Origin of the sequence: Phaeobacter sp. S60 (assembly GCF_000826845.1) — a bacterium.
Lineage (GTDB): Bacteria > Pseudomonadota > Alphaproteobacteria > Rhodobacterales > Rhodobacteraceae > Phaeobacter > Phaeobacter piscinae.
Genome location: NZ_JSWJ01000008.1, coordinates 255,472 through 268,677, shown reverse-complemented (window position 1 = coordinate 268,677; position 13,206 = coordinate 255,472). Strand labels below are relative to the sequence as shown.

At 62.9% G+C, this 13,206-nt stretch carries 13 protein-coding genes; 6 read left to right on the top strand and 7 right to left on the bottom strand.

The genetic code is table 11. The features are described 5' to 3' along the window. Positions 1 to 7: 7 nt before the first annotated feature. From OO25_RS09025 to OO25_RS09005, 5 genes are read left to right on the top strand one after another with little or no spacing between them, the layout of a single operon-like run. Positions 8 to 1,060: a siderophore-interacting protein gene (locus OO25_RS09025; protein ID WP_040179739.1), complete on the top strand. Its 1,053-nt coding sequence runs from the start codon at positions 8 to 10 to the stop codon at positions 1,058 to 1,060. Beyond that, positions 1,057 to 2,124, top strand: a complete 1,068-nt coding sequence (locus OO25_RS09020) for a MotA/TolQ/ExbB proton channel family protein (RefSeq protein WP_040179738.1) — start codon at positions 1,057 to 1,059, stop codon at positions 2,122 to 2,124. The genes OO25_RS09025 and OO25_RS09020 overlap by 4 nt, the downstream gene beginning before the upstream one ends. A 4-nt stretch (positions 2,125 to 2,128) precedes the next feature. Next, positions 2,129 to 2,506 carry a biopolymer transporter ExbD gene (locus tag OO25_RS09015; RefSeq protein ID WP_040179736.1) on the top strand — a complete coding sequence of 126 codons (378 nt, stop codon included), beginning with the start codon at positions 2,129 to 2,131 and terminating at the stop codon, positions 2,504 to 2,506. Positions 2,507 to 2,515: 9 nt separating this feature from the next. Further along, positions 2,516 to 2,893: a biopolymer transporter ExbD gene (locus OO25_RS09010; protein ID WP_040179734.1), complete on the top strand. Its 378-nt coding sequence runs from the start codon at positions 2,516 to 2,518 to the stop codon at positions 2,891 to 2,893. Beyond that, a complete protein-coding gene (locus tag OO25_RS09005; RefSeq protein WP_040179733.1) occupies positions 2,890 to 3,741 on the top strand; it encodes a TonB family protein in 852 nt (283 codons plus the stop codon). Before OO25_RS09010 ends, OO25_RS09005 begins: the two co-directional genes overlap by 4 nt. Before the next feature lie 152 nt (positions 3,742 to 3,893). Here the strand turns inward: OO25_RS09005 and OO25_RS09000 are convergent, their stop codons facing one another. Further along, positions 3,894 to 5,993: a TonB-dependent siderophore receptor gene (locus tag OO25_RS09000; RefSeq protein ID WP_082035304.1), complete on the bottom strand. Its 2,100-nt coding sequence runs from the start codon at positions 5,991 to 5,993 to the stop codon at positions 3,894 to 3,896. Positions 5,994 to 6,497: 504 nt separating this feature from the next. Here OO25_RS09000 and OO25_RS22495 point away from each other — a divergent pair. After that, positions 6,498 to 7,643 (top strand): FAD-dependent oxidoreductase, encoded by a 1,146-nt coding sequence (locus OO25_RS22495; protein ID WP_052465628.1) that lies wholly within the window; start codon positions 6,498 to 6,500, stop codon positions 7,641 to 7,643. Positions 7,644 to 7,719: 76 nt separating this feature from the next. On the opposite strand, the gene OO25_RS08985 is transcribed toward OO25_RS22495, so the two are convergent. From OO25_RS08985 to OO25_RS08960, 6 genes are all read right to left on the bottom strand, one after another. Next, a complete protein-coding gene (locus OO25_RS08985) occupies positions 7,720 to 8,160 on the bottom strand; it encodes a MarR family winged helix-turn-helix transcriptional regulator (protein WP_040173506.1) in 441 nt (146 codons plus the stop codon). Positions 8,161 to 8,351: 191 nt separating this feature from the next. Then, positions 8,352 to 9,281, bottom strand: a complete 930-nt coding sequence (locus OO25_RS08980; RefSeq protein WP_040179730.1) for an MYG1 family protein — start codon at positions 9,279 to 9,281, stop codon at positions 8,352 to 8,354. A gap of 219 nt (positions 9,282 to 9,500) precedes the next feature. Next, positions 9,501 to 10,259 carry a hypothetical protein gene (locus OO25_RS08975; RefSeq protein WP_040179729.1) on the bottom strand — a complete coding sequence of 253 codons (759 nt, stop codon included), beginning with the start codon at positions 10,257 to 10,259 and terminating at the stop codon, positions 9,501 to 9,503. A gap of 254 nt (positions 10,260 to 10,513) precedes the next feature. Continuing rightward, a complete protein-coding gene (locus OO25_RS08970; protein WP_040179728.1) occupies positions 10,514 to 10,729 on the bottom strand; it encodes a hypothetical protein in 216 nt (71 codons plus the stop codon). A gap of 233 nt (positions 10,730 to 10,962) precedes the next feature. Further along, complete coding sequence (locus tag OO25_RS08965) at positions 10,963 to 12,504, bottom strand: ankyrin repeat domain-containing protein (protein ID WP_040179726.1); 1,542 nt, start codon at positions 12,502 to 12,504, stop codon at positions 10,963 to 10,965. A 228-nt stretch (positions 12,505 to 12,732) separates the two neighbouring features. Continuing rightward, on the bottom strand, positions 12,733 to 13,131 hold the full coding sequence (locus tag OO25_RS08960; protein ID WP_040179724.1) for a hypothetical protein: 399 nt from the start codon (positions 13,129 to 13,131) through the stop codon (positions 12,733 to 12,735). Positions 13,132 to 13,206: the final 75 nt, after the last annotated feature.

Genomic DNA, 13,206 nt, shown 5'->3' with positions numbered 1-13,206 from the left:
AGACCCCATGACCATCAACCCGACCTTCCCGCTACAGACCACCGCCACCCTGTCCACGTTGGCCTTTGGTACCCTGCGCACGCCCCTTGTCGCCATGGCGCAGGAGCATGAGCTGCCGGTCATCGAAGACAGCGACAGCGCCGTCACGGTCGAGGTGCCCAGCTTTGGCCACTATCATTTCACCGCGCAGGGTGACGGGGTCGAAATCCGCGTCTCTGCCGCCCTGCCCGACCGTCTGCATATGCTGAAGGATGGCTTTGCCGAACATCTGGAGGAGCTGCAACCCGGCCTGTCCCAGACCCTGCGCTGGTCCGACACCGCCACCGTCGGCGCGCTGCCTCCGAACGTGCATGTCACCACCGTAATGTCGATCACCCCGGTGGGCCGCGCCTTCCTGCGGGTGCGGGTGAAGGCGGCGGATCTCAGCAGCTTTCAGGAGGACGCCATTCATTTCCGCCTGCTGTTGCCCGCTGCGGATTGCGCCGACCCCGCGTGGCCTCATGTGGCTGAAAACGGCGCCACTGTCTGGCCCTCGGGTGACAAGGCGCTGCACCGCCCGGTCTATACCACCCGCGATATCGATCATGCCGCCGCAGAGATGACCTTTGACATCTTCCTGCACGATGGTGGCCGCGCCACCAATTGGGTTCTGGGCGCCAAACCCGGCGACACGCTTCGGATTGCAGGCCCCGGAGGTGGTGGCATTCCGCAGACCTCGCAAATCCTGATCTATGCCGATGAAACCGCTCTGCCCGCAGCGGCCCGTATTCTGGAAACCCTGCCGCGTGACAGTCGCGGAGCGGCGGTCTTCCTCGCTGCAGACGGGGCCGATTGCGGCTATCCCATCACCGCGCCAGAAGGCATCTCCGTCACCTGGCTGCGCCACGCTGACCAGCAGAGCCTGTGCGATCTGGCCCTGACCGCCCGTGCGCGGACCCCCGACCACTTCCTGTGGTTTGCCTGCGAAAAATCCGACGTGCAGCGCCTGCGCACCGCGATAAAGCAGGACAAACCCGCCCCCGGACAAAGCTATATCGCTGCCTATTGGAGCCAATCATGACCATCCGCAGACCAGCGGCCCTTGCCGCGCTGTTGCTGATCCCCTCGCTGGCTGTGGCGCAGGAGGCCCCCGTCGCCCCGACCACATCCGCGCCGCAAATCACCACGCAATCCCCAGCCACCACGGCCCCAGCCACCACGGCCCCAGCCACCACGGCCCCCGTCGCACCCGCTGCCCCGGCTGCCCCGGCGGGCACATCGACGCCTGCGGCGCCAGCCGTCTCGGGTGAAACGCCGACACCGGGCCTCTCCGGCACCAGCGCCCCCGCGACCACCACTGCCGATGGAGCAGGCCCCACCGTCGAGACGACACCCGCAGCCGACACCAGCCCCGCGCTCAATGACACGCCCGCAGCAACGCCCGCGCCCCAACCCGAGGCACCGCTCTCCCAGCAGGAGATGCTGGCTGAAACCGCCAGCGACGCGGCGGCGCAAGCGGTCAAGTTCCTGCGCGACGGCGGGCCGTCGATCTGGGCGATTGCGGCGCTTTCTGTGATCACACTGGCGCTGATCCTGTGGAAAATCTGGCGGCTGGCGCTGATCGGCGCCTGGTCGCGGGGCAATGCGGGTCGCGCCGTCGCCGCCTTTGAGAGGGGCGAACAGGACAGCGCCCGCGACATCGTCCGGGGCCGACGGGGCATCCGCTCCAAAGTCGTCGCCTCCGCACTGGCCTCCGTCTGCACCCTGCCCGAAGATCGCGCCCGCGAGGAAACCGCCCGCGTGGCGAAGCTGCATCTGGCCTCGGCCGGCACCGGCCTTGGCGCGCTGGAATTGATTGCCACCATTGCCCCGCTCCTGGGCCTTCTGGGCACGGTTCTGGGCATGATCGCGGCCTTTCAGGCATTACAGGCCGCCGGGTCCAAGGCCGATCCCGCGCTGCTGGCCGGCGGCATCTGGGAGGCGCTTTTGACCACCGCTGCCGGCATGGCCGTAGCCATCCCAGCCTCCGCCGCGCTGACCTGGTTTGAGGCCGTGATCACCCGCATCCGCCGCGACGTCGAAGACAGCGCCACCCGCATCTTTGTCGCCCATCAGCCGCAGTCGCTGAAACTCGCCGCTGAGTAACCCGATGCAGTTCACCCAAGCTCCGAAACCCCGGCGCAAACCCAGCCTGACGCCGATGATCGACGTAGTGTTTCTGCTGCTGGTGTTTTTCATGCTGGCGTCCCGCTTTGGCACCGATGCGGTGCTGGACCTGCCGCTTGCAGGTCAGGGCGGCAGCTACACCGGCCCGCCCCGGCTGATCGGTATCGGCGCGGGCAATCTGGACCTGAACGGGCTGCCGGTGGCCGACAGCAACCTGGCCGAGGCCCTGGCCCCGCTGATGGACAGCCCCGGCGACATACTGGTGTTGCGCGGGCGCGATCAGGCCGATCTGCAACGCATCACCGATGTGACCAGCCTGCTGCGGCAGGCGGGGTTCACCAATTTTGTTCTGGTGGAGTGAGGAGGCCCTATGGACCTGACCGATCCCCCCCGCCGCGCGCGTGGTGAATCCATCGTGCCGATGATCAACGTCGTGTTCCTGCTGTTGATCTTCTTCCTGATGACCTCGCGACTCGCCCAGCCTGACCCGTTTGAGGTATCCCCGCCCGACGCCGGCTTGGAAGGCGAAGCCAAATCCGACGATGTGCTTTATATCGACGCCACGGGCCGGCTGCATTTCGACGGCAGCGAAGGCCCCGCCGCGCTCAGCCGACTTGCCAGCGCACCCGGCAAAACCGTGCAGCTGCGCGCCGATGCGCGGCTGCAGGCAACAGAACTGGCGCGGATCCTGCGACAGCTGGCCGAGGCCGGGCTGAGCCACGCCGAACTGGTGGTGAACCCGCAATGAAACGTGCAGCCGAACTCACCGTCTTTGCCGGGATCGCCACAGTGATTCACGTGGCGCTCTTTGCCAGTGCGCCCAAATCCGGTGCTGAGGCCAGCGGCGGGGGCGGCGATGCCATGGTCTCGGTGCAGGCCGCCAGCGCCACCGTCGCCGAGATGGTCGAAACCTGGGAGCGCCCGCCGCAGACCCAACCGCAGATCGACACCGCCCTGACACCACCGCAGACCGCCCCGACAGCACCCGTGGTGCCCCAGTTCGAACTGGCCCAGGCGCCCAGCGCCGCGCGGCAGATCGCCCTTGCCAAGCCCACGCCGGACGACAAGCTGCAACTGGACACGACACCGCCTCCCCCGCCTCCGCCACCGCAAAAGGCAGAGCCGCAACCCGATCCCGATCTTCGCCCCCGCGCAAAACCGCGCACCAAACAGGAACCGACCCCGCAGACCGCCCAAAAGGCCAAGCAGACCTCCGCAGGCCGCGCGGCCCAGCGCGCCGTCGGGTCGGGGGGTGGTGCGCAGGCCGGTCAGGCCGGACGCGCCGCCGCTGCCACGGCGCAGGCCGGGCAACAGGCGAAACTCAAATCCATCTGGGGTGCAAAAATCCGCGCCCGCGTCGAACGGCGCAAACGCTACCCCTCTGGCGCCAGAGGCAACGGCAAGGTCATTGTGCGCATCACCGTGGCGCGCAACGGCCAGCTGATCAGCCACCGCATCGCCAGATCTTCCGGCAATGCAGCGCTGGACCAGGCCGCTCTTCAGGCCGTTGCCCGCGCCCGCAAGTTCCCTGCCGCGCCCAAGCAGCTGTCTCTCAACCAGATGACCTTCAACCTGCCGATGACCTTCTCCAAATAGCCCGTCAGGTCCATGGCAATGTCCAAACGGCCCGCAATTCTCATGCGGGCCGTTTTCTTTTCTGCTCACCCAAGTGGCCCACACGGCACAAAAAACTGCGCCCGCAGATCTTGCGGACGCAGGTGCCGTTCCCCCTTAGCCGTGACTAAGGCTCAGAACTTCGATGTCAGTGTCAGGGCAATGTTTCGCCCGTCGCCGAAGTAGCAGGCACCGCCCTGACAGGTGGTGACATAACGCTCATCGGTGAGGTTCTGCACATTCAGCGACACCAGCCAATTGTCCTGACCGTAAGAAACAGCCGCATCATAAAGCGTATAGGACGGCGTCAGATAGGTCCCGGTCCCCCCCCAGGCTTCGCCGTTGTAGCGCACGCCGCCGCCAAAGCTCCAGCCCTGCAAGGCACCCGCTTCGGGGGCGTAGTTCAGCCACAGCGAGGCGGCATTCTTCGGCACCTGCGCGATATAATCGCCCTCGGCATCTTCGCTATCAAGATAGGTATAGGCCGCATCCACTGTCAGATCACCAAAGCGGTGGAACAGTTCCAGCTCCAATCCCTTGGCCGAGGCGGCACCGGTCTGCACCTGAAAGCCCGGATTGCTTGGATCCGCCACCGTCATATTGGACTTGGTCAGATCGAACACCGCCGCCGTCAGCAGCGTATCACTGCCTGCAGGCTGGAATTTCACACCCAACTCATACTGCTCACCACGGGTCGGCTCAAACGCCTTGCCATTCACATCGCTGCCAATCGCATCCTGACGGAAGCTTTCGGCGTAGCTGATGTAGGGGGCGATGCCGTTGTCAAAGCGGTACATCACCGCCGCATTGCCGGTCCATTCGCTGTCACTGGCCGCGATGCTGGTCGCACCAAAGCTGCCATTGCTCGGCCCGCTCTCGATCTTGCCATAGCGCAGACCAAAATCGACAAACAGCCGGTCATCATAGCTGGCACGCTGCTGCACATAAGCGCCGGTTTCAGTGATGGAGGTTCCCGGTGTATCCGTCACTGAGACCGTCGGGTAACCGACATAAACCGGGTTGAACGGATCAATCGGGCCAACCTGTGCGCCGTAGCCTGTGTCGCTGTCGTAATGGCCGCGCGTATAGCTCGCCCCGACAATGGTTCGCATGTCGAAACCACCAAGCCGGTATTCCGCCGTGCCATAAGCATCAAGCCCCCAGGTTTTCAGCGTGTTTTCAGCCCGGTAGAAGGTCCGGTTGATGGTGCCATCCGGATTGTACCGACCTGAGCCGAAGTTGTCGAAGGCCCACCAGGCATGCTGGTATTCACCGTCGCTCTCCAGATAGCGCGCATTGGCGTTGAGGCTCCAAACCGCGTTGAAGCGATGTTTGAACATCGCCGTGATGGCCCGTTGTTCTGTATTGAACGTATCAAACCCCGGCTCCCCCACAAACAGGCTGTTGGGCAGGTAATCGCCATTGCCAAGCCCGGTCGCAGGCAGCAGCGTGCCCGCCATGGAGGCAAACTGGATCAGCGGGCTGCCATCGCTTTTCTGGTAGTTGGCCAGAATGGTCAGCTCTGTATCGTCGCTGGGCCGCCAGGTGATCGAGGGCGCCAGAACAACCGTGTCATCCTGCGAATGATCGACCTGTGTTTCGGCATCCCGCAGCAGACCGACAAAGCGATAGCGCAGGGTGCCGCTGGCGTTCAGATCACCGCTGACATCCACCGCCGCCTGTTTGCGATCATGGGATCCGACCTGCAGCTGAAACAGGTTTTCGGCCTCCTGTGCGGCGGTTTTGGATGTGGTGTTCACCACCCCGCCCACTGCGCCGCTGCCATACAGCCCGGAGGACGGGCCTTTCAGCACCTCGACGCTGTTCAGCAGGAAGGGTTCCGGCTTGGTGTCATTGTAAAACCCATACCGCGCGGGCAGCCCGTCGTGCAGGGTGCTGGCGTCAAAGCCGCGCACCAGATACCAGTTGGCGCGGCTGTCCAGCCCCCATTGGCCGCCAACAACCCCAGCAGAATATTGCAGCGCCTGTTCGACATTCTGGGCACCGCGCTCCGCCAGCTCCTGAGCGGTGACCACCGTGACCGAGCGCGGCGTCTCGGCAATGGCATCCCCGGTTTTGGCCACCGTGCCGGTATCAAGGGACACGCTTTTGCCAAAGAAGGCATCCCCGGAGTCCTGAGTTACAATAATTGGTTCCAGTTCGACAACTTCAGCCATTGCCGGCACAGAGGCCAGCAGGGCAAAGGTCGACACAGCAGTGCGTCGCAGAATCATGTCCCGTCTCCGCTTGTTTTGCGGTTGATGTTCTGCCTGACTTTTCGCTGGGTGATTGGGGGGGTAGCCGGGCTGAGTTCTGCTGGCAAGACCTGATACCAATCCCGGCTGCAAAAGCTCTGAGGGCGGTGCAGAAACCGCAGGTTTCGCACGCATCAAGCGCAGCAAACCATGCCCACACCACCATAAGATCGCAAAGCAGCAATGGCCCCCTTTGGCCGCGTCCAGTTAACCCCGCCGAAACATCTGTTGCAGCGTCACCAGATATCTGCGCCCGCCCTCTGCGCAACGCCCAGAAAAAGTATCAACACCCCTGCCCGAATGTTTCGCACGCGAAACAATTGGACAGAAACGCTGACCTGTCACCGCGCCCTCGGTCATCGGAGTTGGAACAGCTCGCTCAGCGCGCCCCATTGAAGACAGTGACAAACATGATTGCCATTACATAGTTTGCTATCTATATTAATAGCAGGCACTGTAATTGACCCAGCATGGAGACCCGCCATGAAAACACGCATCCACGCCATCGCAGGCACGATCGGCTTTCTGACCATCTTGCTGTTCTGGACATCCACTGTCCTGTCTGAACTGTTTGCCTCCCATGAAACAGTGGCGGCGGTGAAATCAGCCATCCTGATGGGCATGTTCATCCTGATCCCGGCAATGGCGATTGTCGGCGGCTCCGGGTTCTCGCTGGCCAGCGGGCGCAATGAGCCGCTGGTTTCGGCCAAAAAGAAGCGGATGCCTATTATTGGCGCCAACGGTCTGCTGGTGCTGGTGCCGATGGCCTTCTTTCTCGAATCCCGGGCCGCAGCCGGACAATTTGATGCCACCTTCTACAGCTTGCAGGTCGCCGAGCTGCTGGCGGGGGCAACCAATCTGGTCCTGATGGGGCTGAACATGCGCGATGGCATTCGCCTGTCAGGAAAGGCCGCGTCGGCCATTCAGGTCACACTGACCAGCAGCGAGACACTCGCAACCGGAACGATGGCGTTTCACATGACCAAACCTGCAGGGTTTCAGCATCAGGCGGGCCAATGGATCCGCCTGACCATCGCAAATGCCGCAGAGGATGGCAAAGCCAGGTCCCGCATCCTCTCCATCGTCAGCGCACCGGATGAGCCGCAGATCACAGTGGCCACCCGGATCAGCGACAGCGCCTTTAAACGCAGCCTCAGCACACTGCCCGACGGGGCAGAGCTGACGGTCGCCAGCCCTTCCGGCACCTTCACTCTGCACGAAGATACCAGCCGACCTGCGGTTTTCATTGCCGGTGGCATCGGCATTACCCCGCTCATGTCAATGCTCCGGGACGTCACCGCAACCAAGGCCACGCATAAGATTGCGCTATTCTATTCCAACCGCTCACCGGCGGCAGCCCCCTTCCTGAGCGAACTCGAAGAGTTGCAGAGGACCACTTCCAACGTCCAGCTGATCGCGACGATGACCGATCTGGACGCCGAGGACAGCTGGAGCGGTGAGACCCGCCAGATTGATCAGGACATGCTCCGCCGCCACCTCAGCGATCTCAATGCGCCGATCTACTATTGCGTCGGCCCTGCGGGCATGGTGACCGCCACGCAGAAAATGCTCACCGACGCCGGCGTGGTAGAGCAGGATATCCGGGTTGAATCCTTCACCGGCTACTAGGAGCTTTTGACAAACGTGAAAATGGTCTGCCCGCCTTTGCACCGGCTGCTGCAGGGCCATCAGGGGGCGGACAGCCTCAGCTCAAATCCCCCGCGCGCAGGGTTTTGACCACCCGCTGAAGCAGGTCGATAAATGTTCGACGTTCCGCCTCTGACAGATCGGCCAGCATTACGCCGTTCACATCCCCGGCCGCCCGGTAAGCCTGATCACGGATCGCCTTGGCTTTCTCCGTCAGATAGATCACCCGGGCCCGCCCATCCTCAGGATGCGCCTGCCGCACAATCAACCCATCCCGCTCCATCCGGTTCAGCGTATTGGCCATGGTTGCCTGTTCGACATCCGTTTTGGCCACCAGTTCACGCTGGGTCTGGCCATCGCGCTGCCAAAGCGCCAGCAGCGCCGGGAACTGCCCGGGCACAATGCCCAGCGGCTCGATTTCCCTGCGCAGCCCCTCAAAGGCAAGCCGCGCCAATTGATTTATCAGATATCCGGCTGAGGTATTTTGATCAAAGGTCATGCGCCACCGGTAGCAGTGCATAGCATAGAATGCAATAATGCCGCAAAGCGCGGCTCACCGCGCCGTATCACGCTCAGTCATGAGTGGCCCTATCAGAACGCGCCCAGAATGCGGTGCTAGCACCACCTGCTCCCGCCCTGCGACGGCTCATCGGACACATTCGACAGGCAAAACATCACACTGCGGCCGGTTTAGCCGTCGATTGGCTGAACCGCCTGAACCGCGCGCTTCGCCAGTTCCATAATCGCCTCTCGGCTGCGCGCTACCGCGATGAACCGGGCGTTGTGGCAGAATTTTGCCCCCGCAACACCAGAGGCCGCCACAAGCGCCTCATCCGTAAGGCCCGCCCAGGCTGCGGGCAGATCGGCGCGGCTCTCGAAACTGTCGCCGCTCTTGCGGATGGTGGTCAGCGTCCAGTCGCTGCCGCGCGGATGCACCACGAACAGCAGATGATCGGCGCCCGCCTTCTCCACCGCTGAGCGGAAGGGCATGCCCATCGGCAACTCCAGCACCCTGCCCGCGCCTGCGACCTCAATCGCCTGCAGCACCATGGTTTCCGCCCGCCGTTTCGCAGCCTTGCCCCGGATCGACGCCTCGACAAAGGCCCGCGCCACCGGCAGCGCCGCCAAGAAGGCCCGATCATCCGCACCTTCACTGCGGTCGTCAAACACCGGCTTCAGCGTTTCCAGCAAAACCGGCAGCGTCATCCCTGCCAGAGGCCCAGCCACACCGGGGTCAATCGCACCATTGTCCAGCAGATCCACCGGCAGCACGAAGCCCTGATCAAAACTGTGGTGGATGGCGTCAATGTCGGCCTCCGGCACATCGAGGCTGCGAAGGTAATCACGCCCGAAATGGTGCCAGATCAGGCCAAAGGAGCTGTAGGGCTGGCCATCTTCGCGCAGGGGATTGGGGCGCTGATGATGGTCGAAAATCTGCGCCGCGGCATCATAGGCCTGCCCCACATCATAGATGATCCGCCCCGTGTCCGGCGTGATCCATGCAGCCTCCCGCGAGCGTATCAGCTCTGCATCGGGAAACAGACGGGTCAGGATCACCGAGGACAGAAGTTCATCGGCATGAAACCCGCCGGAATGGGTCACAAGATGGGTGATGGTCATAAACAACGCTCCACGGCGGCAGGACAGAAGACAGGCGCCCCAAAAGGCGCCCACAGGTTTCCAAGACAGCAAGCCGTGGCGCGGCCGACCTCGCCCCAGACCCCATCTGATGGCGGATCCGATAGCTCAAAATCAGGGTTGAAAACAACAGCAGAGTGAGAGTTTCTGCGGATCAGCTGTGGCCGCGATCCTTGCCCAGACCTCTGTCCGACACAGCGCCTAGACCGCTCCCTTGTCGATCAGAACCCGGGCCCATTTCTCGCCCCGCCAAAGATCACGCAGTGATCCGATCTGGCCCAACTCCTCGCGCTGGCGGGCAGCCTCTGCATCCCGAAGGTCAAGGATGATAGCGCCGTCCTTGGTGACACTTTTTCCCCAGAACTGCGCATAGGTATTCGCCGGGTAGTGAAAGCCGCAGCTGAGCAAGGACAGCGCCAGATCAACCTCCGTGGTCCGCGTTGCCTCCTCGCGTCCGGGGTTGAGCGTTGTCACGGCCTCTGCCGCCACCCCATTGGCCAATAGGAACGCCCGCGCCGTAGCAAGGCTGCTGTAGGCCGCTCCCTCGGCGTGAAACCCGAAATGCGTCGCATCATTGCTTTCCAGATCAATCAGTGTCAGCGCGGGCTGGAAATCCCGGGCAATGAACAGGTCAATGAACCCGTAGCCACATCCGATGTCCGCGACATGTTTCGGAGCGAGGGTTTCAATGGTGGGTTTCAGCGCAAGATATTCGAGATAGAGAACCGAAATCGCGCGCCTGAGCAGCAGATCGCCCCGCCGAGCCACCTCCGCCTGAAGCGCCTCTGGCCGGCCCTTGGACCATTGCCGGATCGGCAGGCCGGGGCGATCCAGATCAAAGAGAACCTCGGAGCGCTGCAACACTGTATTGAGAATGTCCTTGTCAGAAAACATCGACAGATCAAGCGCGCCCACCAATGGCGACCGGGCGACCTCTTGCACATGGTCTGCATCGAACATTTCTGTCTCCCTGATTTTGGCGATCGGTCTACGTAGCACCGCCGCCCCCTTGAACTCATATGAGACATAGGTGCGCGGCGAAAAACAACAGTGTTATCAGATAGGTTCAAACAAACTAATGGCCCGCAGTCTCTATGCATCATCAAATGCTTGCGACCTTTCCGCATATGCACATTAATCTCCTCAGCCCCTCCTGAAAAGGCAGCTGCAGCAGGTCGTGTCGCCAGCGAGCTGGCCATTTTTCCAGGCCAGTATCAGCGGGCATCGCGCAACAAACCAGGCCGGAGGCGCCACAAAGTATGTAACGGGGCAAAGCCAGTGGCTGATGACCAAGACATCAGGACCTCACAGGCGATCCAGACAGTCGCCTGCTTGGCATGGTCCAGAGCATGGATCTGTCCACCAGAGGGAGCTGATACCAGCAAACGGACAAAAACAAATGCAGCGGCGGCAAGGATCAGCTTTTCCATGACTGAGAGCCCGGGAGACTGGCACCAGCCAGCCGGGTGCAGCCGCTGCCAACGTCCTTTGAACACCGCGATATCTTGAACGAAACTGGCGCCCCAACCTCCCAGACCTTCGATGACAGCAGCAGGTGGAACATGTCCTAAACCAGGGCGCCAGAACTTCGATCTGCATGGTTCGCGCGGTTAAGTTGGACAGGCTGCCATGCTATGCTCAGCCAATGGATGTCTCCCGAGGGTCAGACAACGCCGCCGTCGACAACCTGATCAGGATGTTGCTCCGCCCAGTCCATCAGGAATTCCGCCACCTCTGCCACGCCTGTCAGCGCGATTGCGCGGCGTGGCAGGGTGATGCCTTCGCCCAGTGCCAGATCCAGACAGGCGATGTGGTCGCGCGCGGCGGCCTGCGGGCAGTTTTCCGCGCCATGCAGAATGGTCGACAGCAGCGTGCCGCCAAAGCCGTTCACATGGGTGAGATCCGGTTTGAGGCTCAAAAGATAGCGCAGAACCTCCGCCGCCCCTTCCCAACCTGCGACCTGCACAGGCGTCAGCCCTTCGCTGTCGGGGCGGTCATAATCGACGCCGATGGCAACCAGCCGCCGGATATGATCCAGCTTACCGGGCAGATGCAGGATCTGGCGAATGATGTCGCGGTAGGCCTCCGGGATCGCCTCGGGCGATAGAACAGCCCCCTGCGGCGCCCCCTCTGCGGCGGCTGCCAGGGCCTCCTCCACTGGGGTCAGGGTTGTGTCCGCGCCCCGCTCTGTCAAGAGCTGCGCCAGATCGCGGTTGCCGAAGACACGCGCATAGGCATAAGGGGTCGCGCCCTGAAACCGGCGGTTCAGCGCCGCGCCATTGTCCAGCAGCAGCGTGATCATCTGCCGGTCGGCCATGCGGCGGGCGGCCTGATGCAGGGCGGGCACCACCCAGGGCGTCTCACCGCCCACGGGGCGCCCGTCAAAGGCGTCAACTTTGGCACCGTGATCCAGCAACAGCTGCACCGCCTGCAGGTCATGGAAATCCATGGCCCGGAGCAGCGCGTTGGTGCCCTCCGGCTCGGCACCATGGGCCAGCAACATCCGCAGGCCATCGTGATGCCCCAGTTCGGTTGCGTGATAAAGGCTCTCGCCGTCATCGGGGTTGGCGCCCTGCTCCAGCAGCCATTGCCCCAGCGCCATATTGTCGGCATGGCCAATCGCAAAATAGAGCGGCGACAGGCGGTGGTCGCTGCCGTCATGCACCGGCGCACCAAGGTTGATATCCGCGCCCGCCGCCAGAAGCGCCTCGGCGATGGCCAGCATATCCGCCTCCCGCTCCGGCGCGTGGTGGATCCATCGGGAGCGCGCCAGAATGGTCATCGGTGGGGCGACATCGCCGATCAGCGCCGTTGCATGCTGCGCGGATTGGTCCAGTGCCGCCAGCACCTCGGCCTTGCGCAGCAGGCTGAGGCTGAGGCCAAAATCACCATCCGCAAGGGTCGGGGTGTCAGCCAGCAACTGATCCGCAACCGCAAAGTGACCAGCATAGAGCGCGCCCCGCAGACGCTGGCGTTTGGCGGCCAGATCCATCCCCAGCAACTCTGCCGCGAGTTTGAGGGCAGGCCAGGAGGGAAAGCCGTTTTCCCGCGCGATCACATGCAGATAGTCGGCATGTCTCAGCGGGGTTTCAGGTTCGCGTGGTCGCTGGCTGGCGATCCGCTGCAGGGCGATAGTGTCGTGGGAGTGATGGGCTTTGCGCAGCGCCTTTGCGTCGCGGCGCAGTTGGTCCAGAGATTTGGTCATCGGTGTCCTCATTCAACGCCCGACGGTCCGCTATGTGCGAGCATGAGACATACCGAAGAAGGCTGTCGTCTGATGTGGTTTGGGGTGCCGATGACGGCTTTCCGCGGACCTGGTGGCTCCCCCGGCAGCGGTGTCATGTTAGGACGGTGCCCCGCTTAGGGCAAGAGGCCGGGGGCACTGGGGCACGGAGGGGGATGGCGCCCCTTTCTGCCGGTGAGGACAGTTCTGTCAGTACATCACCTGGTTGAGGGTGATATGGAGCGGGGAGCCTGCCGGCAGTTTGGTGCTGCCGCGGGCGATCAGCCAGCCATCTGCGCGTTCAAGCCGCGCCACCACCTGCAGGGTCGGGGAGAGGGCGGACAGCGCCGCCGATGAGAGGGTGAAGTCGATCCGCTTGGCCCGGCCTGTGCTGATCAGGTCAAACTCCAGCGCCGGATCCGAGGTGCCAGGCTGACCCGAATTTGATAGGGAAATGGTGATCCGCCCTTTTGGGATCTTGGCGTCCCCTGCAAAAATTACCCTGCCCTGCACGACCTCCGACTGGGCCTTGGCGCGATACGTCAGGGCCGTCAGCGCGAAACCGGCAGCCCCCAGCAACAACGTGCGGCGGTGAGGATGGTGAGGCATGCTGTGTCCTTTGTCGACCTGAGGCAGGCACAGGGAGTGATGAGACCCCCTGCGCCAAGTTTATGTGCTATTTCT

Bases quoted from the DNA above. Each gene is read 5' to 3' on its own strand.
- OO25_RS08975 (WP_040179729.1), bottom strand. From the start codon at position 10,259: ATGTTCGATGCAGACCATGTGCAAGAGGTCGCCCGGTCGCCATTGGTG.
- OO25_RS22495 (WP_052465628.1), top strand. From the start codon at position 6,498: ATGAAAACACGCATCCACGCCATCGCAGGCACGATCGGCTTTCTGACC.
- OO25_RS08980 (WP_040179730.1), bottom strand. From the start codon at position 9,281: ATGACCATCACCCATCTTGTGACCCATTCCGGCGGGTTTCATGCCGAT.
- OO25_RS09010 (WP_040179734.1), top strand. From the start codon at position 2,516: ATGGACCTGACCGATCCCCCCCGCCGCGCGCGTGGTGAATCCATCGTG.
- OO25_RS09020 (WP_040179738.1), top strand. From the start codon at position 1,057: ATGACCATCCGCAGACCAGCGGCCCTTGCCGCGCTGTTGCTGATCCCC.
- OO25_RS08985 (WP_040173506.1), bottom strand. From the start codon at position 8,160: ATGACCTTTGATCAAAATACCTCAGCCGGATATCTGATAAATCAATTG.
- OO25_RS08960 (WP_040179724.1), bottom strand. From the start codon at position 13,131: ATGCCTCACCATCCTCACCGCCGCACGTTGTTGCTGGGGGCTGCCGGT.
- OO25_RS08970 (WP_040179728.1), bottom strand. From the start codon at position 10,729: ATGGAAAAGCTGATCCTTGCCGCCGCTGCATTTGTTTTTGTCCGTTTG.
- OO25_RS09005 (WP_040179733.1), top strand. From the start codon at position 2,890: ATGAAACGTGCAGCCGAACTCACCGTCTTTGCCGGGATCGCCACAGTG.
- OO25_RS08965 (WP_040179726.1), bottom strand. From the start codon at position 12,504: ATGACCAAATCTCTGGACCAACTGCGCCGCGACGCAAAGGCGCTGCGC.
- OO25_RS09025 (WP_040179739.1), top strand. From the start codon at position 8: ATGACCATCAACCCGACCTTCCCGCTACAGACCACCGCCACCCTGTCC.
- OO25_RS09015 (WP_040179736.1), top strand. From the start codon at position 2,129: ATGCAGTTCACCCAAGCTCCGAAACCCCGGCGCAAACCCAGCCTGACG.
- OO25_RS09000 (WP_082035304.1), bottom strand. From the start codon at position 5,993: ATGATTCTGCGACGCACTGCTGTGTCGACCTTTGCCCTGCTGGCCTCT.